At 36.9% G+C, this 25541-nt stretch carries 17 protein-coding genes; 7 read left to right on the top strand and 10 right to left on the bottom strand.

Translation table 11 applies throughout. The features are described from left to right. The first annotated feature begins 12 nt into the window (after nucleotides 1-12). Complete coding sequence (locus D0817_RS07600) at nucleotides 13-2769, top strand: AsmA family protein (RefSeq protein WP_127337797.1); 2757 nt, start codon at nucleotides 13-15, stop codon at nucleotides 2767-2769. An 81-nt stretch (nucleotides 2770-2850) separates the two neighbouring features. Beyond that, entirely contained in the window at nucleotides 2851-3306 is a 456-nt protein-coding gene (locus tag D0817_RS07605; RefSeq protein ID WP_127337798.1) for a hypothetical protein, read from the top strand. A gap of 357 nt (nucleotides 3307-3663) precedes the next feature. On the opposite strand, the gene D0817_RS07610 is transcribed toward D0817_RS07605, so the two are convergent. The 3 genes from D0817_RS07610 to rplU form a co-directional block, all read right to left on the bottom strand. Then, nucleotides 3664-4947 (bottom strand): hypothetical protein, encoded by a 1284-nt coding sequence (locus tag D0817_RS07610; RefSeq protein ID WP_238160841.1) that lies wholly within the window; start codon nucleotides 4945-4947, stop codon nucleotides 3664-3666. 385 nt (nucleotides 4948-5332) lie between these two features. After that, nucleotides 5333-5593, bottom strand: coding sequence for a 50S ribosomal protein L27 (rpmA, locus tag D0817_RS07615; protein WP_035685981.1), 261 nt, complete (start codon nucleotides 5591-5593; stop codon nucleotides 5333-5335). A gap of 24 nt (nucleotides 5594-5617) precedes the next feature. Continuing rightward, on the bottom strand, nucleotides 5618-6061 hold the full coding sequence (gene rplU, locus D0817_RS07620; RefSeq protein WP_127337799.1) for a 50S ribosomal protein L21: 444 nt from the start codon (nucleotides 6059-6061) through the stop codon (nucleotides 5618-5620). A gap of 264 nt (nucleotides 6062-6325) precedes the next feature. On the opposite strand from rplU, the gene D0817_RS07625 reads away from it, so the two are divergent. Together D0817_RS07625 and D0817_RS07630 are read left to right on the top strand one after the other, a co-directional pair. Further along, the gene (locus tag D0817_RS07625) at nucleotides 6326-7648 is read left to right on the top strand and encodes a M16 family metallopeptidase (RefSeq protein WP_127337800.1); all 1323 of its coding nucleotides are present in this window, start codon (nucleotides 6326-6328) and stop codon (nucleotides 7646-7648) included. Between the two features lie 12 nt (nucleotides 7649-7660). Beyond that, nucleotides 7661-9709, top strand: a complete 2049-nt coding sequence (locus tag D0817_RS07630; RefSeq protein WP_193555356.1) for an insulinase family protein — start codon at nucleotides 7661-7663, stop codon at nucleotides 9707-9709. A 134-nt stretch (nucleotides 9710-9843) separates the two neighbouring features. Here the strand turns inward: D0817_RS07630 and D0817_RS07635 are convergent, their stop codons facing one another. Further along, nucleotides 9844-10710: a DMT family transporter gene (locus tag D0817_RS07635; RefSeq protein ID WP_127337801.1), complete on the bottom strand. Its 867-nt coding sequence runs from the start codon at nucleotides 10708-10710 to the stop codon at nucleotides 9844-9846. Nucleotides 10711-10812: 102 nt separating this feature from the next. Between D0817_RS07635 and D0817_RS07640 the strand changes: the two genes are divergently transcribed. Continuing rightward, complete coding sequence (locus D0817_RS07640; protein WP_127337802.1) at nucleotides 10813-11190, top strand: heavy-metal-associated domain-containing protein; 378 nt, start codon at nucleotides 10813-10815, stop codon at nucleotides 11188-11190. A 55-nt stretch (nucleotides 11191-11245) separates the two neighbouring features. On the opposite strand, the gene gldD is transcribed toward D0817_RS07640, so the two are convergent. Genes gldD through mutY form a run of 4 tightly spaced genes read right to left on the bottom strand, consistent with a single transcriptional unit; the run spans nucleotide 11246 to nucleotide 14651 of the window. Beyond that, nucleotides 11246-11806, bottom strand: a complete 561-nt coding sequence (gene gldD / locus D0817_RS07645) for a gliding motility lipoprotein GldD (RefSeq protein ID WP_127337803.1) — start codon at nucleotides 11804-11806, stop codon at nucleotides 11246-11248. A gap of 1 nt (nucleotide 11807) precedes the next feature. Continuing rightward, the gene (locus tag D0817_RS07650) at nucleotides 11808-13103 is read right to left on the bottom strand and encodes a gliding motility-associated protein GldE (RefSeq protein ID WP_127337804.1); all 1296 of its coding nucleotides are present in this window, start codon (nucleotides 13101-13103) and stop codon (nucleotides 11808-11810) included. A gap of 23 nt (nucleotides 13104-13126) precedes the next feature. Continuing rightward, nucleotides 13127-13567 carry a single-stranded DNA-binding protein gene (locus D0817_RS07655; RefSeq protein ID WP_127337985.1) on the bottom strand — a complete coding sequence of 147 codons (441 nt, stop codon included), beginning with the start codon at nucleotides 13565-13567 and terminating at the stop codon, nucleotides 13127-13129. A 37-nt stretch (nucleotides 13568-13604) separates the two neighbouring features. Next, a complete protein-coding gene (gene mutY / locus D0817_RS07660; protein ID WP_127337805.1) occupies nucleotides 13605-14651 on the bottom strand; it encodes an A/G-specific adenine glycosylase in 1047 nt (348 codons plus the stop codon). A gap of 140 nt (nucleotides 14652-14791) precedes the next feature. Here mutY and D0817_RS07665 point away from each other — a divergent pair, with 140 nt between their 5' ends. Next, the gene (locus tag D0817_RS07665; RefSeq protein WP_007805026.1) at nucleotides 14792-15082 is read left to right on the top strand and encodes an HU family DNA-binding protein; all 291 of its coding nucleotides are present in this window, start codon (nucleotides 14792-14794) and stop codon (nucleotides 15080-15082) included. Between the two features lie 392 nt (nucleotides 15083-15474). Next, nucleotides 15475-17019 carry an Rne/Rng family ribonuclease gene (locus tag D0817_RS07670; protein WP_127337806.1) on the top strand — a complete coding sequence of 515 codons (1545 nt, stop codon included), beginning with the start codon at nucleotides 15475-15477 and terminating at the stop codon, nucleotides 17017-17019. 218 nt (nucleotides 17020-17237) lie between these two features. On the opposite strand, the gene pbpC is transcribed toward D0817_RS07670, so the two are convergent. Together pbpC and D0817_RS07680 are read right to left on the bottom strand one after the other, a co-directional pair. Beyond that, nucleotides 17238-19613 carry a penicillin-binding protein 1C gene (pbpC, locus tag D0817_RS07675; RefSeq protein WP_127337807.1) on the bottom strand — a complete coding sequence of 792 codons (2376 nt, stop codon included), beginning with the start codon at nucleotides 19611-19613 and terminating at the stop codon, nucleotides 17238-17240. A 120-nt stretch (nucleotides 19614-19733) separates the two neighbouring features. Then, a complete protein-coding gene (locus D0817_RS07680; RefSeq protein WP_127337808.1) occupies nucleotides 19734-25421 on the bottom strand; it encodes an alpha-2-macroglobulin family protein in 5688 nt (1895 codons plus the stop codon). Between the last annotated feature and the right edge of the window lie 120 nt (nucleotides 25422-25541).

Genomic DNA, 25541 nt, shown 5'->3' on the forward strand with positions numbered 1-25541 from the left:
ACATTTTTTGTTATGCAAAAAAATAAGTCCAGATCGATCGTATTCAAAATATTGAAATACGTCGGAATAACGTTTGTTGTTATTTTAGGATTATTGTTTTTAACCCCAATACTTTTTGCCGATCAGATCAAAGAACAGATCAAAAAAACGGCCAATGAGCGACTGAGCGCCGAATTGAATTATTCGGATGTTTCGGTATCCTTTTTTCGCCATTTCCCTTCCCTGACCTTAACTTTAAACGACTTAAAGCTAAACGGATCGGCACCGTACAAAAACGAAAAATTTATCACGGCCAAAGAAGTTTCTTTCGGAATAGATGTAGCAAGTCTGATTTTTAGCAAATCGGTAAAAATAGACCAGATTTATTTATCTGATTCGTTTATTAATGTAAAAGTAAATCCGAACGGGGAAGCGAATTACAACATCTACAAATCCACAGCACAGGCTTCTGCCTCAAAAGACAGTACGGACACGGCACTCAAACTGGAACGAATTGAGATTCTGAACAGTAAAATTATTTATGACGATCAGTCGACCAAAGTTCATTTTGATGCTTTAAACTTTAATTACTTGGGAAAAGGAAATCTGGACAAGGCTGTTTTTGATTTGTATTCGAAAGCAAAGATTGAAAAGTTAAATATCGTTTATGACAACGAGCCTTATCTGATGAACAAACAGATCGATGCAGATCTGATTACCAAAGTAAACGTAAACTCCTTATCGTTTGTCTTCGAGCAAAACAACCTGAAAATCAATCAGCTTCTGGTCGATTTTAAGGGAAAATTCGATTTCCTGAAAGACGGCTACAATATGGATCTTGTCCTGAAATCCGACAATAGTAAACTGTATGATGTTTTTACTGCTTTCCCTCCAAAATACATCACCTGGCTTTCCAAAACGGAATTAAAAGGAAATACCAATTTACTTTTAACGGTAAAAGGAAATTACATTGCTTCACAAAATATTGCCCCTGATTTGAATTTAGATTTAAAATTAGACAACGGATTTGTGAATTATAACAAGAGCGCTTTCCCTGTTTCGAACCTGAATTTAGACATCAAAACAAAAGTTCCATCCCTAAATCCGGATCTTTTGATTGTTGAGGCTAAAAACTTTTCCCTAAACATCAATAAAGATTACCTAAAGTCGAAGTTCTACATGAAAGGCATTACTGCGCCGGAAATCAATGCAGAATTTAAAGCCCGGATTAATCTTGAAAAATTAAACAAAGCATTGGGAATTCCTGATTTAGAACTGAAGGGAATTTTAGCGAGCGACATTAAAGCCAACGGTAAATTTGATCAGAAGAACAAACTTTTCCCTGTCACCAAAGGAGTAATTGATTTGACAAACGGTTATTTAAAAACAAAATATTACCCAAATCCGATTACCAATATTGTTGTAAAATCGAAAATTGAAAATCAAAAAGGAACTTTCCGGGATTTAAAAGTCAATCTAAAACCTGCACAGTTTACTTTTGAAGGAAAATCTGTTTTTGTACAGGCGGACCTGAGTGATTTTGATGATTTGAATTATGATATCAAAGCAAACGGAGAACTGGATGTCAATAAAATATACAAAGTCTTTTCGCAGAAAGGACTTGATCTGGATGGTTTTGTAAAAGCTGATCTGGTTTTGAAAGGCAAACAAAGTGATGCTGAAAAAGGCAATTACAGCAAACTATACAACAAGGGAACGCTTGAACTCAGAAATATCGGGATTGCTTCCGAATATTTGCCTAAAAAGTTTGTGATCAAAGAAGGTATCTTTAAAATCAACCAGGATAAAATGTCGTTCACTAATTTTTTGGCCGCTTACGGACAATCTGATTTTACGATGAACGGGTATATGCAGAACGTTTTTAACTTCGTAACCACCAACACGGGTGTTTTAAGAGGTTCTTTTAAAGTTTCCGCACGCTATATCAATGTGGATGAATTTATGTCCAATACTGGCGGCAATACAACCGTAACAGCAGCACCAACAAAAACCGAAGCGCCAAAAACCGGGGCAAAAGAAACAGGTGTTATTATAATTCCGGCTAATCTGGATCTGCAATTATTAGCGAATGCACAAAAAGTAAATTTTGATAAACTGAATCTTCAAAATGCAACCGGGCATTTAAAGATGAAAAAAGGGAAACTGAGTATGCAAAATACCGGTTTTAACTTAATCGGCTGTAAGGTGACCATGAATGCCAATTATCAGGCTGTAACTCCTCAAAAAGCCAACTTCGACTACGGAATTAAAGCAACCGATTTCGACATTAAGAGAGCCTATAATGAAATTGAAGTGTTCCGAAAAATGGCCAGTGCCGCAGAAAAAGCACAGGGAATTGTTTCGTTGGATTATCAGCTTAAAGGAAGATTAACCGGGAATATGGAACCTGTTTACCCTTCGCTTGTGGGCGGCGGAACACTTTCTGTAAAAGACGTTAAGGTAAGAGGCCTGAAAATGTTCAATGCCGTAAGCAAACAGACCAGTTCTGAAGCAATGAAAAATCCGGATGTATCGAAAGTTGATATTAAAACGACCATCAAAAATAATATCATGAAGGTAGAACGCTTTAAATTTAAGTTTGCCGGCTTCAGACCCAGAATTGAAGGCACAACAAGTTTAGACGGAAAACTGAACTTAAAAATGCGCTTAGGACTTCCTCCACTTGGGATCTTCGGAATTCCGTTAACCGTTACGGGAACTCACAATGCTCCAAAAGTAAAAGTGGGAAGAAAAACAGAGGATCTTGAGGAAACTAAGGATATTGAATAGTAAAATTCCAATTTAAAAAAATCCAAATTCCAATTTAAAAACTTTCTTGTGAGATTACAAATACATTCTCACCAACAAAAAATGGATAAAAGAAAAAGACTTATTTTAATAATTGTAATTGCAAACCTAGGTTTTATATGGGCAGTTTTTAATCTGTTCTACTATAAAAAAGATTCTTTTGACACTTCTGAAAGGGCAAACCTAAATGTAAATATGATAAACAATATACATAATGGGGATGGAAGCTGGATATGGAATAAAAACGAATATGACTTCTATAAAAAATATTCCATTTCACTTGACAAAAATGGAATTAATGATTTTTGCAAAATTGTAAATTCTGCAAACGCAAAATATATTGAAAATATCAGACCTAAAAAATGGCTTGACATTTATGTTGAAGAAGCAAATGGCAATAGCATTACAATTACTTTAAAGCAAAGTTATGAAAATGAAGTATATTTTGAAATTGACCATAAAGCTTTCGAGGGAAAAGATTTAGAAAAATACATCCAAAAACACATTTCAAAAAATTAACTCAGAATGCTCCAAAAGTAAAAGTGGGAAGAAAAACAGAGGATCTTGAGGAAACTAAGGATATTGAATAGTAAAATTCTAATTTATTGATATCTGCCTTTGTCAAAGTTTAAAACCAAGAGCACAAGGAACTTTTATGAAAGCCTAATTTTAAGCTTGGTATGTGGATTTTTGTCATTTCATAAATAACAACGTTGCAACCTAATTTAATTCCTATCTTAAAACCTAGCCCGTGGTTTCAACCACGGGAACACAATACGAGGCGTGATAACATTGCACCCCGTGGTTGAAACCACGGGCTATGTCTGATAAGTTTACAACTAAAAAAACTTTATCATAAATAGAAAATATCTTAAACTACACATACAACATTCCAGAAACATACAAAATTCCTTTTGCCAATATCCACAGCAAGACCGCCATTCCTAAAAATCCCCAGGTCACTGTTTTACTTCTTTTCCAGCTCATAAAAAAGGTGGGGATCTCCCAATATTTAATCACAATATAGACGCTCATTCCAAGTAAAGAGGCCCAGATCATTTCGGTTGAATGCGTATAAAAGCTATAAAACAAAGAAGCCGAAAGAAAAAGAAATGTAATCAATTGCAAATAATAGTAATTTTTATAATTGTATTTTAAATTATGTTTAAGCGACAAAATCAAAAATGAAATAATCAGCAAAATGGTCAGGGCAGTTATCACATAGGAAAAAACCGGATTCTGCTGACCGATCAGAAAAACATCAATAAACAAAGCTATAAGAACACAAGCAGCTAGTGAGTAAACACTTCTTTCCACATACGCATCCTTAAAAGGGATCAGAATTGGAGAAATGTATTTTTCCAGGGTACGCCAAAACGGCAAAGCACAGATGGCAACCATAACAGAGACAACAATCTCATAGTTATACAAAACATCAGCCGGAACTTTATACAATACAAATAAAAGAGCACCGGTAACAATTAGGGCAGGAAGACAAATCGTTTTTACCGTTTCCCACTTATCAGTTGCCCAGAAATTATTTTTTATTTCAAAAAGATACTTACTCACTAAATATTTCCGGGTAAAAAGTGCCGTGGACTGACTCCACAATAAAAAGAAACCTGTATGGATTACAACAGTACGTAATGTCATTTCGTCTATAAAACAGCCCCCAACAACACAGGCAATACCTATTAATAGTAATTCATAAGTCAAAATTACTGCTGAAAATAAAAACCTGAATAAGGGTGCGAATTGTTTTATAAGTATATTTAGAAGCATACCCCAATAATTACGCAATAAACCTATTATGGCACATATTGCGATAAATGCCGCCAGATACAACATCCATTTGGTCAGGGATTGCGTTTGTATCCATAATTGAACCGCGGAATCTTTTGCAGGAATATAAACAACATGCGAATTGGTATAGATTTCGTTCGCCAGTTGATTTCTCACAGTATCATTAAGTACTGAAAACTGATTTTTATGCTGTTGCCAATACGCGTTAGCATTTGCACCGCCTTTCTGTAAAACGGCAAATTCATATAAAATCTTTTTCTGACTATCGTTTAGTGATACGATTTGTTCCGTGGGGTTGATTTCTTTTGCAAATACGCCTGAGCAGAAAAGAAATAAAAGGATAAGTATTTTTTTCAAAATTGGAATAGATTAATCCAGCCAAAAATACTGATAATAAAAGATCAACACTACATGTTATGGAAAAAGATAAAAAAACATAGACACTAGTTATTTTTACAGCAAAGAACGCTAAGATTTTTTATTCCTGATTTATTAAAGGCAAAGTTCGCAAAGCTGTGTATTGACTTAGCTTTGCGAACTTTTTACTTTCTAATGCATTTTCAGATAAAATCTGAGCATTCTTTGCGGTAATATCTTTTCTCGCTCCAACGGCTTTTGATATTAATTCATACTAAATCTACCATTACAGGTTTATTCAACTAATATTTACAACTCTTGAATTAATTATAAACAAAAAACCCGCTCGCAATGCGAACGGGTTTTGTAATAAGTAGTCTAATGATTATGCTTCGAATGGAAGGATAGATACATAAGATTTGTTATCTCTTTTCTTTTGGAACTTAACAACTCCAGCTACTCTTGCGTGTAGTGTGTGATCTTTACTGATGTAAACGTTTTCACCTGGATTATGTTTTGAACCTCTTTGTCTAACGATGATGTTCCCAGCAATAGCAGCTTGTCCACCAAAAATCTTAACGCCTAGACGTTTTGATTCTGATTCTCTACCATTCTTCGAACTACCGACACCTTTCTTGTGAGCCATGACGTATGAGTTTAAATATTGTTATTATTCTTTAGTAGCTTCTTTTTTTGCTTTTGGAGCTGCTGCTTTTTTTGCTTTTGGAGCTGCTTCAACTTCAGTTGCCGGAGCATCTTCTGCTACAACCGCTTTTTTAGCTGCTGCTTTTTTAGTTCCTCCTGCTGCAGTAATACCTTCAATTACAATTTGAGTAAGATATTGTCTGTGACCATTTCTCTTTTTGTAACCTTTTCTTCTTTTCTTTTTGAAAACGATTACTTTATCTCCTTTTAAGTGTTGTAACACTTTAGCTTCTACTGAAGCACCTTCTATAGCTGGGGCGCCTAAAGTTACATTACCACTATCGTCTAATAAAAGAACTTTGTCAAATGAAATACTTGAACCTTCTTCGTTAGCCAAACGGTTAACATAAACCTTTAAGTCTTTGCTTACTTTAAATTGTTGCCCTGCTATCTCTACGATTGCATACATACCAAATTGATTTATTGATTTTTAAGGTTGCAAATATACAATTAATAATTTACTGTGCAATCTCTTATTTCAAAAATATTTTAATCTATTTAAAGGCTGTCTTTCAGGCCATTTTAATACTCAATGAAATATTTTTATAAGTTAAATAGTATTAAATTAAAAACAATTGTTATTTAGTAATTAAAAAAAAGTTATTTTTGATGTAACTAATATTAACTCTTAGCTACCTATTTACTTATTAGGTAACTAAAATTATTAATCTTTATGAAAAATTCCATAATGATGTTAAGCGCTGCACTAATGCTCGGCGGAGTAGCTCATGCTCAAAAAGTAGCTTTTGAAGAATACAATTTAGATAACGGCATGCACGTTATTCTGCACAATGACCCTTCTGCTCCGGTAGTTATCACTTCTGTTATGTATCATGTAGGATCAAAAGACGAACGTCCTGACCGAACGGGTTTTGCGCATTTCTTTGAACATTTATTATTCGAAGGAACTGAAAATATAAAACGTGGCGAATGGATGAAAATCGTTACCGCGAATGGCGGAGTCAACAATGCCAATACTTCTGATGACAGAACTTATTATTATGAAGTTTTTCCTTCCAACAGCCTGGAATTAGGGTTATGGCTTGAATCAGAACGATTGATGCACCCTATCATAAACAAAATTGGTGTTGACACGCAAAATGAAGTTGTGAAAGAAGAAAAAAGAATGCGTTACGACAATCAGCCTTACGGAAATATTCTTCCGGAGGTTAAGAAAAACATGTTTAAAAACCATCCGTACCGCTGGACCACGATAGGATCCATGAAAGACTTGGATGCCGCAACCCTTGAAGAGTTTCAGGCATTCAATAAAAAATTCTACACGCCGAACAATGCCGTTCTGGTAGTTGCAGGAGATTTTGACAAAAACAAAACCAAAGAATGGATTCAGAAATATTTCGGTCCGATTCCAAAAGGAGAAGAAGTAAAAAAACAAACTTTTACAGAAGCACCCATTACCGAAACCATAAAAGCAACTTACGAAGATCCGAATATCCAGATTCCTATGGTGGTTGCCGCTTACAGAACGCCTTCAATGAAAACAAGGGACGCCAGAGTCTTAGACTTAATTTCTTCATATTTAAGTGACGGAAAAAGTTCCAAATTGTACAAAAAAATCGTTGATGATAAAAAAATGGCACTGCAGATTGGCGCTGTAGGCTTTAGCCAGGAAGATTACGGAATGTACATTTTGTATGGTTTACCAATGGGAACTCATACAACTGCTGACATCTTAAAAGAAATGGATGAAGAGATCGTAAAAATACAGACTGACCTGATTTCTGAAAAAGATTATGAAAAACTGCAAAACAAATTCGATAATAATTTTGTCAATGCGAATGCCAGCGTTGAAGGAATTGCTGAAAATTTAGCTTCCTTTTATTTACTTTATGGAGACGTAAATCTTATTAATACCGAAATCGACCTCTACCACTCTATTACCAGAGAAGAAATCAGAGAAGTTGCCAAAAAGTATTTAAACCCGAATCAGCGTTTAATTTTAGATTATGTTCCTTCAAAAAAAGTTCAAAACTAAGAAAATCGAATCATGAAAAAAATACATACCGTTTTAATCCTTTTATTCCTGACTGGAATTATGCAAGCACAAGATCGTCCACAGCCAAAACCCGGAACCTCACCAGTAGTCAATATCAAAAAGCCGCAAACTTTTGTTCTGGCCAACGGTATGAAAGTTTTGGTCGTTGAAAACCATAAGTTACCAAGAGTCAGTTTCAACCTTAGCCTGGACAATGCTCCTTTCACCGAAGGGAACAAAAAAGGTGTTGATGAACTGACCAGCAGCTTAATTGGAAATGGCACTAAAAAAACCACCAAACAAGCCTTCAATGAAGAGATTGATTTTTATGGCGCTAACATCAACTTTACTTCCAGTGGTGCTTATGCCAGCTCCCTTTCAAAATATTCAGGACGTGTTTTAGAACTTTTGGCCGAGGGTGCCTTACAGCCTAATTTTACACAAACAGAATTTGAGAAGGAGAAAGCAAAATTATCGGAAGGACTTAAAGCAGATGAAAAAAGTGTTCCTGCCATCGCAAATCGTGTGGTAGATGTTTTAGTGTTTGGAAAAAATCATCCTGCCGGAGAATATATTTCGGAGGAGACTTTAAAAAATGTAACCCTTGCCGATGTTCAGGCAAATTACGCTACTTATTTTGTTCCTGAGAATGCTTATCTGGTTATAATTGGCGATGTTAAATTCAAAGAAACAAAAGCAGCTGTCGAAAAACTTTTTGGCGGATGGAAAAAACAAGCTGCCCCAAAAACTACGTATCCCAATCCGACAGACGTTTCGAAACTTCAGATTGATTTTGTTGATGTTCCGAATGCCGTTCAGTCAGAGATTTCATTGGTGAATACCGTGAACTTAAAAATGAGCGATCCTGATTTTTTTGCTGCCGTAATTGCCAATCAAATTCTTGGAGGTGATTTTAACAGTTACCTGAACATGAATTTACGTGAGCAACACGCCTGGACCTACGGAGCAAGCTCAAGCATTGGAAGCGGAAAATACACCACTAAATTTAAAGCTTCGTCTGCGGTAAGAAATGCCGTTACAGACAGTGCCGTAGCTGAGTTTGTAAAAGAAATAAAAAGAATAAGAACCGAAAAAGTTTCTGAAGATGTTTTAAAAAATGTAAAAGCAGGTTATATCGGAAGATTTGTAATGCAGGTTGAAAAGCCTCAAACCGTTGCCCGATATGCTTTGAACATTGAAACAGAAAAACTTCCGGCTGATTTTTATGAAAAATACATCCAGACGATAAATAGTGTTACTGCCGACGATATCTACCGTGTAGCCAACAAATATTTTCTGGCAGACAACATGCGTATTGTAATTGTTGGTAAAGGTTCTGAAGTAATTTCAGGTTTAGAAAAACTTCAGATTCCGATTTTCTATTTTGATAAATACGGAAATCCGGTGGAAAAACCAGTTACCAAAAAAGAAGCTCCTGCAGGAATTACAGCAAAAACTGTTTTCGACAATTATATCAAGGCAATTGGTGGCGAAAAAGCAGTTTCTGCAGTTAAAACACTGGCTATGACTGGTACAACAACAATCCCGCAAGCTCCTTCTCCGTTGAGTTTTACTTCAAAATTAAATTCTAGTGGAAAAATGATGGTTTCGCTTAATATGGGAAGTATGCCTTTAATGAAACAGGTTGTAAACGAAAAAGGCGCTTATGTAGAACAACAGGGACAACGTAAAAACTTAGAAGGTGATGATTTAGCCGAAATGAAAGCAAGTGCTACTCCTTTTGAAGAATTACGCTTAAGCAAAAGAACAGACCTGAAAGTTGACGCCGTAGAACCAATAAACGGCCATGATGCTTATTCCATAAAAGACGGCAAAACCGTTTACTACTATGATGTAAAATCAGGTCTGAAAGTTGCCAAACTTAAAGTAAAAGAGCAAAGCGGACAATCGACCACGCAAACGACTTATTTTAATGATTATAAAGAGGTAAAAGGAGTAAAAGTCCCTTTCAATATCATTCAGAATGCAGGATTTGAATTAGACATCAAAATGTCTGATATCAAAATCAACGAAGGCGTTTCGGAAGCGGATTTTCTTTAGAAAAAGGTACTGAGTTTCTTCAGAAAAGGTTCTGAGGTACTGAGTTTCTAAGGTGCTGAGATTTTTAAAAAAGCCCTGTAAAAGTTTAAAACTTTTACAGGGCTTTTTTATATACTTTTTTTGTCACAAAATCGTTATTTTTTTGCTGACAAATAGACTCCGATTAAGATAATAAAGGCTCCGAAAAACTGTATGGGTGTCAGCATTTCATTGTCCAACAATCCCCAGAAGAAAGCTACTATCGGAATCAGATAGGTTACTGATGTTGCAAATACAGGTGATGACATTTGTATTAATCTGAAGAAAATAACATTTGCGATTCCGGTTCCTAAAACCCCGAGGATCATCACAAACAAAATAGAATTTTGCGTGACTTCCAGATTTATGCTGTGCGTAATATCTGTTGTGCTTAAAATAAGTAAAGCCGGTACAAGTAAAACAGCAAAATTTCCTGTTGTAATGCTTAATGAATTTAGATCGGACAAGTATCTTTTAATTAAATTGACATTCAGGGCATAACAAATCGTTGCGATTACGACTAAAATTACATAATAATAGTTTTGACCGGGATGTGTTGAAGCTCCGCTCAACACCAAAAGCAAACAACCAATCAATCCAATAAAAACTCCCCAAATCTGCCTCTTCTGAAATTGGATTCCAAAAGCAATTGTTCCCAATACTAATGTATTTAAAGGTGTAAGCGAATTTAAAATCGCCACGATGGAACTATCTACTTCCGTTTCTGCAATAGAAAAAAGATAGGCAGGCATAAAGGTTCCGAAAAGAGAAGTTAAAGCGATAAACTTCCACTGATGGCGCGAAATCTTCTTTAGACTGTTAAATCCAACAATAAGCAAAAACAGCGCGGCAAAAATAATCCGGAAGGAACCCACCTGAATTGCGGTTAAGCCTACCAATCCTCTTTTGATTAAAATAAAAGAACTTCCCCAAATTAGCGAAAGCACAAATAAGTAAATCCACTTTAACTGTTTTGCATCCATAAATTGTATTTTACTGCAAATTTGTACTATTTTTATGAACTGACCTTCTGTTTTTTATTAATTTTGCACGAAAGGTTAGTAGTAATTTAAAAATCATATATAATGAAATTTACAAGAATCATAGCTGCTGCGGCAATTGCAGGTTTAGTGTTAGTGGGATGCAAAAAAACAGAAAGCGAAAAAATAATTCCACATACAGCTGAAGTAAAAAAAACGAAAGAACCCGTAGTAATCGCGCCTGAAAATGTGCAGACAGCAAGTTTCACTATCGACGGAATGACCTGTGCAGTGGGATGTGCAAAAACTATAGAGGAAGAATTATCCAGCCTGGAAGGAGTTGAAAAAGCTGCTGTTGATTTCGACAAAAAAACAGCCACTGTCACTTTTGACAAGACGATTCAAAACCCTGAAAACCTTACAAAAATTGTTCAGGAGACCGGAGACGGAAAGACCTACAAAGTTTCGAATATGAAATCATAAGCAAAATATTTTATATAAAAAAAGCGTCCCGATCAGGACGCTTTTTTTATATATCTTATTTCCACTTCAGCGTTTCCATAAGCTGTCGCATGTCATTTTTGATATAACTGGCGGCCGGCATAATGGAATCAAAGTTGGGTTTGGCATAAAAATAAACCGATCCGGTTATGAAGTGCTTTGTACTGTCTGTCACATAAAATTGTGAGTTTGTTGCCGCGTTTCCATCTACCTGGTAAAACATGCCGTATACTTTTTTTGCAGGGTTTAAATACGGCTGCTCTAAAATATCATCTGCTTTTATAACGTGTTCGTAAGTTAACTTCTGTGCATCTTTCAATAATTTTTCAATATTGTTATTTACCGGTTTATATGTCAGGTAAATGGTCGCTTTCATTTTGGGATACGTAATGGCAAAACCGCAATTTTTTTCTCCTTTGATTACAGCACCTTCATTCATTTCGAAAGTAAACGGGCAATTATTTTCAAAATTTACATACCTGGCTTCCGGATAATCCAGACGTAAATAGCCTGATGGTTTAGGTAAAACGTCATTTTTACAACTTAAAATTGTAAAAATCAGCAAAATTGCCAGTGTTGAAATTATTTTTTTAAGCATTTTAATCTAATGTTACTTTTATTTGTTTTACGCGTTTTTTGTCAACTGCTTCAATTGTAAAGACACAGTTTTCAAACGTTACTTTCTGATCTTTTTTAGGGAAGTTGCCCAGGATTTCCAAAATAAAGCCTGCTAAGGTTTCCGCTTCGCCTTTTTGGGATTCAAAAACATCTTCATCGACTTCCACAATCCTGTAAAAATCTTTCATATTAATCTTTCCTTCAAACAGAAAGTTCTTTTCATCAATTTGCGAAAAATTTAAATTTTCATCGTCAAACTCATCACTGATATCCCCGACAATTTCTTCAATAACATCCTCTAAAGAAACCAGTCCGGATGTACCTCCGTACTCATCTACTACAATTGCCAAATGGCTTTTGAGGCTCTGAAAATCTTTTAGCAGATTATCTAGTTTTTTATTCTCCGGAACAAAAAAAGCATCTCGTATTAAGGAGGTCCAGTCAAATTCTTTTTTATCGATATGAGGCAATAAATCCTTCACAAACAGCACACCTTCAATCTGATCGATATTGTCTTTGTAAACCGGAATCCTCGAAAATCCTTTTTCAATGATCTTCGGGCAAATCGCTTCAAATACTTCTGAAATTTCCAAAGCAAAAATATCAATCCTCGGACTCATCACCTGCTTGGTATCTGTATTTCCAAAAGAAACGATTCCTTCCAGTATTTTTTGTTCTTCACTTGACGTGCCTTCAGAATCCGTAAGCTCCAGCGCCTGCGATAACTGATTGATCGAAAAATTGTTTTTTTGCTTCCCTAATTTATTTTGCAAATATAAGGTAAGGCTTCGCATAGGCAAGCTGACTGGTGAAAGTAATTTATCAAGAACCGCAACCGGATAGGCCGACCACTTCGCAAATTTTATATTGTTTCGGCTGGCATATACTTTCGGCAAAACTTCTCCGAACAGTAAAATTAAAAAAGTCACCAGAATTACTTCTAACATAAATTTAAAAGCAGGCGAAGCTATACCCGAGAAAATATTCTGTCCTATAAAGGAGAACAAAATAACGACTCCGATATTCAGAAAGTTATTGGCTACTAAAAGTGTTGCTAAAAGTTTTTTGGGTTTATCTAAAAGACTGGAAATGATTTTACCTTTTGAAAGGTCTTCCTGAAGAGTGTCGTCAATATCTTTTTGGGATAAAGAGAAAAGTGCCACTTCGGCACCTGAGACAATTGCCGATAAAAACAGCAAAATAAATATTCCGACAAAACCAATTATTAAATTGGCGTCTAAATTTGTACTAAAAAGTAAACTGGGCTCCGGGTCCAAACTGAAAAAAATTAGTTAAACAATCAAAAAGGCAGGTCATTTATAGGCAAGTCCTCGTTAGTCGTGTCAAAGTTAGTGTTTTTTACGGATTCTGAATCGGTATTTGGTTTATGTAATGTAGTTTCTTTTTTGGTTGTCAGGAAAGTAAATTCTGTAACCTGAATTTCTGTAGTATATTTTGTCGTTCCGTCTTCGGCTTGCCACTGACGGGATTTTATACGTCCTTCAATAAAAATCTTATCCCCTTTAGAAAGGTATTTTTCGCAAATTTCAGCTGCTTTATTACGTACAACAAGGTTATGCCATTCTGTTGAAGTTATCTTTTCGTTTGTAGTTTTATTGATATAAACCTCATTTGTAGCCAGCTGAAAACGTCCGATGCAGTTTCCTCCATCAAAATAATGCATCTTAACATCATCGCCCAAATGGCCAATGAGCATCACTTTATTTAATGTTCCGTTCATGGTTTTTTTGTGGTATTTATCCCAAAGATACATTTTTTTAGCAATTTATTTCCTGCTTTTCAATAAAATTATATATCACAATTGGAAAAGGAAACGTTTTCAAATTGTTAGCATCTACACCCTTTTCAATTATTTCTTCAATTTTAATTTTCCAGAACTGAATATGCAAATGCTGATGTGAAAGTTTATGAATAATCGTCGCATGGCTGCATTCTTCGATACCTATAATGGTATAGGCGGAAAATACCTCATTTTGAACCGCTTTAGAAACAAAATCAAAGTCCGCAATCTCCTGAGTCTCCAGAAGAGGGAATTCATATAAATTATGCCAGATTCCTTTTGCTGTTCTTTTTTGAATTAAGGTATTCCCTAAAATATCTTCAAGGATCAAATAATTGAAAAAACGATTGGTGACTTTTGTCTTTTTGGATTTTACCGGCAGTACATCTACTTTCTTCTTTTGCAGCGCCAGGCAGCTGTCATTAAAAACACAAATAGTACAGTTGGGACTTTTAGGCACACATTGCAATGCACCAAACTCCATTATAGCCTGATTAAAAATTGCCGGGTTATCTTTCGGCATTAACTCCCTGGCAAGTTCCGTAAACTCTTTTTTAGCGGCAGGAGATGTGATATCCGATTCTATATCAAAATAACGGGAAAGCAACCGAAATACATTTCCATCCACAACAGGAACGGCTTCATTATAGGAGAAAGAAGCAATTGCAGCTGCAGTGTATTCACCAACACCTTTTAATTTTAATAACTCCTTATAAGAAGGTGGAAAAACACCATTCAGCTCATTTGCTACATATTGAGCCGTTTTATGCAAATTTCTGGCCCTCGAATAGTACCCTAATCCCTGCCAAAGTTTCAAAACCTGCTCTTCGTCAGCATTTGCCAAATCGAAGACGGTAGGAAATTCCTTGGTAAATGAAAAAAAATAAGGCATTCCCTGCGCAACTCTTGTCTGCTGCAGCATAATTTCTGAGAGCCAAATTAGGTAAGGATTAGTCGTTTTTCGCCATGGCAAATCACGTTCGTTTTGTAAATACCAATTTATCAATATGTTATGAAAATTCATCGCAAAATACTTAGAATACAAAAGTAAATGTTTATGTAATTAAAATTTAACGAATTAGCTTGATTAATTATTTTTTTAATTCCTATATTTGCAAACTCAAAAAAATAGTACACCATTTATAAAATTAAATAGGAAAGAAAATGACGAAAGCAGATATCGTAGCGAAAATTTCAGAGAAACTAGGTCTTGAAAAAGGAGATGTTCAAGCAACAGTAGAAACTTTTATGGAAGAAGTTAAAACTTCATTAGAAACTGGAGACAATGTTTACCTAAGAGGTTTTGGAAGTTTCATCGTAAAAACAAGAGCTGAAAAAACAGGTAGAAACATTTCTAAAAACACCACTATCAAAATTCCAGCACACAACATTCCTGCTTTTAAACCTGCAAAAGTATTTGTAGAGGGAGTTAAAACAAACAACGAAGCAAAATAATACTATTAATTAATCATAAAATCGACACGATATGCCAAGTGGTAAAAAAAGAAAGAGACATAAGGTAGCTACTCACAAAAGAAAGAAAAGAGCGAGAGCTAACCGTCACAAAAAGAAAAAGTAGTTTTAAACTACTTTTTTCTTTTTAAACGTTCATTGAAATTGAAAAAGGATGAAAGAGTAAAGAAAATAGAATATAGACGTAAAACTCTATCCTCTTTGTTCCATTCTCTATTAGTCTTCTTTTCCCCGGGTTCAATACCTGTTAAAAATATTGTTTAATCCATCTGTAGATAAGATTTTAGATTTTGGATTTTAGATTTTAGATTTTTATAATCTATCTTCTTTTTTCTATATTCTATTTTCTGAAAAAACAGATAAAAATTTACAGTGTGAATAAAGAATTAATCATTAGATCTAGTTCTGAAGCCGTAGATTTTGCCTTATTAAAAGATGGAAAACTAATTGAATTACACAAGGAAGAAGAGAAAAGCAACTTTCAGGTTGGTGATATTTTTATCGCCAAAATAAGAAAACCAGTTGCCGGACTTAATGCTGCTTTTGTAAATGTAGGCTTCGAAAAAGATGCCTTTTTACATTATCACGATTTAGGACCTAACTTAGCTTCCCAACTGAAATTCATAAAACTTGTAAGCGCAGGTAAAATAAAAGATTTCTCCCTAAAAACCTTTCAGTTTGAAAAAGAGATTGACAAAGATGGCATCATTACTGATATTTTAAGTGCCAATCAATCTGTTTTAGTTCAAGTTGTAAAAGAACCTATATCGACCAAAGGTCCAAGGATAAGCGCTGAGCTTTCACTGGCAGGAAGATTTATTGTTCTCGTTCCGTTTTCTGACCGCGTTTCTATTTCTCAAAAAATAGAAGACAAAAAGGAAAAGGATCGTCTAAAAAAACTTGTTCTATCGATCAAACCTAAAGGATTTGGTGTTATTGTTCGCACAGTAGCCGAAGGCAAAAACGTAGCCGAATTAGAAAAAGATTTGCAGAACCTGCTTAGCAGATGGACTGCAATGTGTAAAAAATTACCAACTGCTCATCATCCGTCAAAAGTATTAGGAGAGCTTAACAGAGCTTCTTCAATACTAAGAGATGTATTTAATGATACCTTTAGCGGTATTCAGATAGATGATGAAGAGTTGTTCCATCAAACGAAGGAATACCTGCAGGAAATTGCACCTTCAAAACAATCGATTGTGAAGTTTTATCAATCAAATGATACTCCGATTTTCGAGAAATACAATATAGAGAGACAAATCAAAACTTCATTTGGAAGAACAGTTTCGATGAGCAAAGGCGCTTATCTTATAATCGAACATACCGAAGCTTTACACGTTATAGACGTAAACAGCGGAAACCGTTCGAATAAGGCCACGAATCAGGAAGATACTGCCATGGAAGTGAATATGATTGCTGCCGCTGAAATTGCCAGACAACTTCGTCTGCGTGATATGGGCGGGATAATCGTAGTTGATTTTATCGATATGTCTAATCCTGAAAACAGGAAAGTCCTGTTCGACTTCTTGCGAGAAGAAATGAGCGACGATAAAGCAAAGCATAAAATCTTACCGCCGAGTAAATTTGGTTTAGTCCAGATTACAAGACAACGCGTGAGACCAGAAGTTAATATAAAAACCAGAGAAGAAGATCCCAACAATGAACATGGCGAAATTGAAGCGCCAATTTTAATCATTGACAGAATCAACTCCGATCTGGAAAGAATTTTAAAAATCCACAAAAGTGTTGTGCTTAATGTACATCCGTTTGTGGCTGCATACCTCAGTAAAGGTTTTCCATCATTACGTTCAAAATGGTTTTTTGAACATAAGAAATGGGTGAAAATCATACCTCGTGACGCTTACACGTACTTAGAATACCATTTCTATGATAAAAAAGGAAATGTTATTTCAGAATAAATAAAAAACCGCTTCTCTTTCGAGTAGCGGTTTTTTTTTGCCTTTTTTTTATTTTTTTTTGTTTTTTTGCCACAACCCGAGCGATAGCGAACAGGCGAAGCAATTCACGAATGAACACGAATTAATTTATGTAATTATTCATTATTGTCACCCTGAGCGGAGTCGAAGGCTTACTACCTAAGAAGGGCTTCGACTCCGCTCAGCCTGACACGAGTATATTATTCCCTTACAATTTCTACTTTCCTGCTGATTTCATTACCTGATTCATCCACAACAGTTACATAATGAAAGCCTGCACTCATGATGATTGACTTTTCATGAAACACTTTGGTCACACCTTTGTACACATGATCTACATACCAGAACAATTGTTTTTCTCTTTGTGCATAAGCAATTTTAAAAATTACCGGCTGCACTTCACTATTAAAATCCTTCGTTAGATAAATTTTACTGTTCGTTTTCGGATAAATAAAGTCCATTGCAACGGTCTGCGTTCCGATACAGTCTTCTTTAAAAGGAGGTAAAGGCAGATATTCGATATGCTTGCTTTTGTAGTACCAGGCCATGACCGGAGGCAATATAAACCAGTTTTTGGTTACTATATTTTCGACACTTTCACAACTGCTGTTTACCTGAAATTGTCCGGTCTGATCCAGATGAACGGTTTTATGATACGGGCAGACTGTTGTTGTTTTTCCTTTTTTGGTCACCCATTGTTTAATTTTGGGGCAGCCTTCTTTTGCCAGATGTCCGCTTTGGCTGCAAACCTCAACTTCATTTAAATCTTCATACGGAATCCCGAACCATCTTTGTCTTGGCAACAAATTAAACACGTCAAATAAAATCGGTGCTGCGCTTGTGACTCCTGTCAGTGTCGGCCTTCCCTCACCGGTTGCATTTCCCACCCAGATTCCGACTACATATCTCGAATTGGTTCCAATGGCCCAGGCATCACGATTCCCGAAACTGGTTCCTGTTTTCCAGGCAATTTTAAGCGAACTGTCGTAAAATTTCCAGGCTTCATCTCCTTCCGGACGGTTTACTTCTTCCATTGCGTTATACGTAAGCCAGATTGATCCGGCACCTAAAATGTTCTTCTGTTCGCTTTCTGATCCAAAATCAGGCTGAAAGTCATTCTTATAATTAAGTTCTGTAAATTCTTTTGTCCGGTACTTTCCGTGGCTTTTATTAAAATAATTGACCGTAGAAGATAAATTGGAATACGTTCTGCACAAATCCCATAAATTACTTTCGGCACCTCCCAAAATAAGCGATAATCCGTAGTGGTCCGGTGATTTGTCAATGTCACTCAACTGAAATTTCTGCAGTTCTTCATAAAACTTATTCACTCCAAAATCCTGCAGCATCAAAACGGCCGGAATATTTAAGGAACGTGACAGGGCCCGATGTGCCGGAACAGCGCCATCAAAAGTCAGATTAAAATTCTGGGGGGTATAACCCGCAATCTGCGTAGGGACATCGGCGACTAAGGTGTTGGGCAGCAATTCGCCGTCATCCAGCATCGCTGCATACAACAGCGGTTTAAGAATACTTCCTGTACTTCTTGGCGCGTCAATAATGTCAACATCTTTCTGGTGATCACCATCTGTCGGAGCATTTCCAACATAACTGATGACATTTCTATTCTGAACATCTATGACCAGAATCGCCAGATTGCTGACTTCATTTTGCCGGTATTGATTGTAATAATATTTTGCAATCTGATTGACCCTGTTTTGCAGTGTAAAATCCAATGTTGTTTTTACCCGGGTTCCTTCTTCATTTTTTGCCACACGTTCTAATAAATGGGGCGCAATCTGGGGTAAATTATAAGGCTTTTGGGGCAATGGCTCGTCTATAGAAAGTTCATAGGTCTGTTTGTCAATAATCCCTTCGTGATTTAGTTTTAATAAAAGACGATTCCTTTTTTGTAATAACCTTATTTGATTTTTTCCCGGATAAATTAAACTCGGTGCATTGGGCAAAACGGCCAAAGTCGCACTCTCCGCCCATGACAGCTGATTGGATTGCACGCCAAAATACCGCCAGGCAGCCATTTCGAGTCCGACAACATTTCCTCCGAAAGGAGCGTGAGCGGCATATAATTCCAAAATTTCGTTTTTAGAATAGCCTAATTCCAATCTTGTTGCGAGAATAAGTTCTATGATCTTTTCAAAATAAGTTCTTCCCTTCCCTTTTCTGGATAAACGAATAACTTGTTGTGTCAATGTACTTCCTCCGCGAACTACTTTTCCGGCTTTTCTGTTTTGTCGGATCGCATTGACCATTGCAACCGGATTAAAACCCGGATGTTTATAGAAATATTCGTCTTCAAAATAAACAATACATTTTTTGAACTTATCCGGAACGCTGTCCTGCGCGGGAAAACGCCATTGCCCGTCCCCGGCAATTTTTGCTCCTAATAATTCCCCTTCTTTACTTTCAATTACTGTGGAATAGGGTTCCTGAAATAAGGTTCGGGATAGCGAGAAATAATAAATCAGCAAGAGCAGAAATGCAATTGCTGATTTTATTTTATTCTTTTTTATCCAGTTTATAAGGCGTTGTGAGAACGCTATTAATTTATTTTTCAAAGTTTGATCGTAATTTAACTGCAAGGAACGCGAGGTTATTTGCAAAGTTTATAAAGTTTTTTTCACGCAGATTTTGCAGATTTTTTTTATCTGCCAGATCTCCAAAATCTGCGTGAAACTTTATTTCACCACCTGAACCCAAAATCCTTTGGTTCTGGCCAGGAAAGTATGATCGTACATCGCTTCACATTGCAGTCCCGGTAAATAATAAGTTCCCAGATAGGAGGCATTCAGTAAAATTTTGAATGTTTTGGTTTCCCCAGCTTTTAGTCCAAAATAGAAATTCGTCCTGTCATCGCGGATATCAATGTAATCGGCTGTATTATTCGTCGCTTCACCGTAATCGGTAAAACGGGTGTTTACAATTTCGAAACCGGATGGTAAAATCTGCGACAAAGCTACATTTTGTACATATTCGTTCTTCAGGTTTTTAATGGTTACCTCAGCAACAAACTCCGTTCCCTGAGCAATTTTCGACACCTCAATTACACTGCCTTTTCTGTTTCGGAAAACAATTCCGGCCGAAAGATTATTTTCTACCGCATTTTCCTGACCAATAGGAAGGATTCCGGTATTTAACACACGAACATAAATCGTATTCTTTTTATTGTTTTTTAAAGTGATACTATTGGCTCCCGATTTCACCACCAGGTTTCGGTCTGCAACGGTTTTAGCGGTTTTTATAGTCTGTGCTTTTCCGTCTTTGCTGAACTGAAGATCAATTCCTTTCGGACCGTTATTTAGTGAGAATTTCGACATGGCGTGCAAACAATAAGCAGTGGTCTGCGTGCTCATCCATTGATCACTTGCCATGTTTTTGGCGAGTTTTTTAGCCATCAGGAATGAATTCTCTTTTTGGTTTAACAATAATAAGGTTTCCAAAGCCATGGCTCTGTTCCTGTCACCTGAACCATAGTAATAATAATTATAATCACTTGAAATATCATCGATTTTACTGTGCAATAGCAACGTTAATCCGGCGCTTTTTTGTCCTGCCAGCACATAAGCCGCTGCGAGTCGTAATTTAGTTTCGTTTGAAATTCCGGTTGTTTCGCGTAATCTGTTCATGGATGACAAATCGGGAGAACCTGCCAAAGCCAGTGTATACAAACGGTAGGCCTGCGCCATGTCATTTCCATAACGTGGTTCGAAACGCCATTTTTTCGCTTCTTTTTGCTGATAGGAAATCCATTTTGACTTGAAGTTAATCGGCAACACATAGCCTTTTTTCTCTGCTTCAATTATAAAATGCCCGGCATAAGAAGTTCCCCAATCGTCTGCAATCGTATTCCCCTGCCAGTACGAAAGTCCTCCGTTGGGCAACTGGAAGCCTCCTAATCTGGCGATTCCTGCCGTCACATTCTTTTGGATAAGCTGTTGGCGTGTAGCATCAATATCGGCCAAATCACTTAAAAACAATTGCGGAAAAACAGATGAAGTGCTCTGCTCTACACAACCATGTGGATACTGAATCAGGTATTGCAGTCTTCCATTCAGATTAATGGTCGGCATGGAAGAAACCTCCAGCTTCGCTTTATTACTTCCCGAAACGCCGAAGGTTTTCCAGGAAATGGTTTTAGTGCTGCCGGGAGATAAAATCACATCTGTATACGTATTCGTAACCGGATTCGGATTGGTCATATCAATTTCGACATCATAGGATGATTTTTCCTTTCCGGAGGTGGCAATAATCTGCACTTTTGCAATTCCGGTCTGGTTTCCAACTGCAAGATTAAAATAGGCCATTTTCTCATCCGGCTGTGTAAAGTTTACATTCTGAGTTGTACTTCCGATTACCTGTAGCCCTTTGCTGGTTTTTATCTGAAGTTTTACATTTTTAATATTTTTCTCCGTTGCGAAAACAGTAACCGGAATAGTCACTTTTTCGGATGGTGAAATTTTTCTTGGCAAGGAAGCCAGTACCATTAACGGACTGCGTACCGGAGTTGCTTTCTCCACGCTTCCGTAAGCACTCGTCGCCGCATCACCCGCCACTACCATAGTTCGTACTGACCCGATATATTTTGGCAAAGTAACCTGATGTGTTTTGGTTTGTCCTTTTTCGAGTTTGAAGGGTCCCAGATAAATGACCACCGGTTTAAAACGATTGGCTTTCTTGGCCTTTCCTCCGCCTAAATCCTGATCTCCACCAATACTGAAAATCTGGTTTACTTTTCCGCCGTAAGCGCCAATTACGTCGTCGTATACATCCCAGGTTTTTACCCCCAGGGCTTCCCGAACGTAGAAACTATCCCAGGCATTTGGTGTTTTAAATCGGGTTAAATCCAACAATCCTTCGTCAACTATAGCAATCGTGTACGTCATTTCTTTACCTGATTTCTCGCTCACTTTTACAGGGAAAGATTTTTCAGGCCTTAAAACATCCGACATCGTAATCATTGGTTCCAGTTTTGTATTTTTATCTACGACTCCAATCGGAACAATTCCGTACATACGAATCGGGGAATCATTTTTAGTCGAAGCGTGCGGTTGTAAAAGCGTGATATTAAAATAGACATTCGGTGCCATTGCAGCCGTAATCGGAATTTCGACTTTTGTTTCTCCTTTTTTCGTTTCTACCCACAGCGTCTGCACTACTTTTGATCCGTTTTCGATAGAAACCAAAGCGCGTCCGCCTTCACTTGAAGGGAAAGAAATCTGTGCTTTCTCGCCTACTGCATAATCTTTTTTATCCGTAGAAAAAACAAGCATATTCGCGGTTGAGGCATCTGTATTTCTGGTTTTTCCGGACCAGATCGGCCAGTCGATATTTACGGTTAAGGCAGTTGCATGTCCGCCGGTTTCATCTGAAACGCGAATCATATAACGTCCCCATTCTTCATCGGTTAAGGCAAACTGAATACTTCCTTTTCCGCTTGAATCGGTGTTAACTTTAAAGGTTTTATAAGAAGTTGTGGCTTCAGATGAATTGTAATTGGATAAATTATCACTGGAAGCATCCCACCACCAGCGCCATTCTACTTTATATACTTTCACTTCCAGATCCCTTACCGATTTTGGTCTTCCGTTTTCATCAACGGTCACAATATCAAAACGATTGTTGGTTCTGGTTTCTAGCATGCCGTATTTATTGACTTCCGGTGCTTTTACACCTACATAGGTTTTGTATGGCGAATAGGTCGTGGCCATGGCATCCATACTGAAATCCCCGCCTTCTTCGTATACTTTTGTAATGAAAGATGCTCTCAGCATTCCGGGCGCCTGTCCTTGTAACTTTGGATTAATATTAGCCGCTGCCCTTCCGTTTGCGTCTAATTTTCCGGAGAAAACATTTACTTCCTCGGTACTGAACCTGCGAACTAAGTCATCAAAAGTATATTTGTCATATCCTTTGAAAGTGGTTTTCTGTTCGGAGAATTTAGCCTGCATTTCTACATTCAGGTTTTTAGCAATCGCACCATGTAGCCAGGTCACTTCAAGGTTGCTGGTGTTCGGATAGGAAGAAGACAAAATCGCTCTCTGAAAACTATTCTTGATTTTCAGACGATTGGGTTTTATCGTTTCAATTTTTATGTTTTTATAAAATTTGGCTCCTCCAACGCTCACCATGGCTTCCCAGCTTCCTGTAGGTGCATCGGGATCTGTCGGTACTGTAAAAGCGTAATGATTTAATTCATTCGATTTCTGAACGGTCTGATACGATACTTTTCCGTTTGGATCAGTTAGCCTGAATTTTATCGGGTGTGCTTTTGGTAATTTATTCGAAACGTCATTCAGAATAAAAGACAAATACAAATTATCTCCCGGACGCCAGACGCCACGTTCTCCATAGATAAATCCTTTGAGCCCTTTCTGAAGTGTTTCTCCGGCTACATCAAAATTACTGACAGATAATGAATTTCCGTCATCCAGCTTTACATACGTTGACTGATCTCCTAAGGTAACGATGGCAAAATACGCGAATTTATTGATCTGGAAGGTAGCAATACCTTCGCTGCTGGTCGATGCAGTAGCAATTTTTTGCTGCTGATAGGTGTATAAATCAACACGCGCATTCGAAACCGGCTCGGTAGTAAGGATATTATTGACAGCAAACAAATACGATTTATTTTCTCCTCTTTTCGCAATTACCCCTAAGTCCGACGCTAAAATATTCGTCGCAATTCGTGCATTGTAATAGTAAGAACCTGTACACGGATCCTGGCTTTCTCTCCACTGATAATCGTCGTAATAGTAATCGTCATACGGATTCTCACTGTAATTCACATCGTTTTCATCAACCTCTTCTTCCTCTTCATTCTGATCGGAATCGTCTTCTGATGTTTCGCATTTGTATAAAGAATACTTCTTTTTATACGAGAACTCTACCCTGTAGATCGCGCCCGGTTCCGGCTTAATAATTTTGGATAAATCCAGGGCAAAAGTGTTCCATTTGCTTAAATTAACCAAAGTATTTTCTTTAAGGTTAATGGTTGTTTTGGCCACGGGCTGAGAAACACGTTTTAGGTTTTGCGACCCTTTTAATTCATTATTCTGAAGAAACTGCAGGATGTTATTTTTATATATCTTGTACACTTTTACGTCTACGGCACTCAGATTTGCAGCTTCAAAATTCAGTTTCAGGTTATTGGAACTTGGCAGAATCGTCCCATTTTTTACAAATCGTACATTTGGTTTTATCTGGTCAAAAGAAATTTTCTGAGAATAACTCGCTATCATTTTCTTGCCATACTGGCTTTCGATCCCCTGAAAAACTTCAAGCAGCAATTCGCCGGTTATATTTTGTTCCGGTGCGGCTTCCTCCTCCTCTACAACTTCCGGTTCCGCTTCTACGGTTTCTTCCGTTGTCGCCGTCGCTGCACTATCAACAGCAACGCTTGCCGAATCTACCGTCACGGTGGCAACCGGTTCTTCGACTACAACTTCGTGAACTACTTCGGGTGCCGGTTTTTCATTACTGAAATAGACTTTCAGTACATTTCCCTGAGTTGAAAATTTTAAATTATTGGTATTTTGAATGGCTACGAGACCTTTAAAATCCTGGCCTTTCTCTAAAGGTTCCGAGAAATTGATTGAAACCGACTGATTGTTTTCGTCGGGAACATCGACTCTTATAACTTTAAATTCATTTATGGAAGTAATCGGAAAGTCAATTTTTCCTTTTTGGTCAATATCAAAATCAGTTCCGTCATAAGCGATTTCAAGTTCACTTGGCTCGGAAAAACGCTGGATACTGTCAATGGTAAATTTGAATTCTTTTCCTGATTTTACGTTTTTATCAAATTTAATTTTAAGCTTATTTCCTTTTTGGCTGGCTAAAATTAACTTTTGAGCCGTTTCGGAATCAATATCGTCTGCTGTTTTCAATACGCAGTTCAGGTACTGATATTCTTTGCTGTGGGACTGAATATCGAGCGTATTGATAGTAAAATCCTGTTTTATGGTTTTAACGGTAAAATTAAATTCAGAAAGTTCCTTTTCTTTTTCTTTCGGAAGCGTAATCAGTTTGTCTAAGTGCAGCGTCACCTGATATTCCGTTCCCGCTTTTAATTTTTTCTCCGGAATAAAAGCAAGGGTATTACCCGATAGTGCCACTACTTTTCCATTGACACTTGGCGAAATATCAAACAGATCGTCATCTAAAACCTCATTGATTTTCCATTCTTTTTTTTCGAAAGCCAAAACTACGCGTATGTCTGACTGTGAAGGAACGATTCCGCCTGTAAAACTACTTATGTACTCTTTGAATAATGAAAAATCGGAATTGAAATCGGCAGCTGATTTTCTGCCACAAGATTGAAAAATAAAAAACACACAAAACACGAGAACTAATCCTTTTGCTTTCACTTTTATTTAGAGTTATAAGGTTACAAATTATAGAAAATGACAGAACGTTTTAACATTTGGCAGTTACAGAGCATAACTATCGTAATGTTTAATATATTGTAGTAAATGTAGAATATTTTT

Origin of the sequence: Flavobacterium cupreum, from assembly GCF_003996965.1 — a bacterium.
GTDB classification, from domain to species: domain Bacteria; phylum Bacteroidota; class Bacteroidia; order Flavobacteriales; family Flavobacteriaceae; genus Flavobacterium; species Flavobacterium cupreum.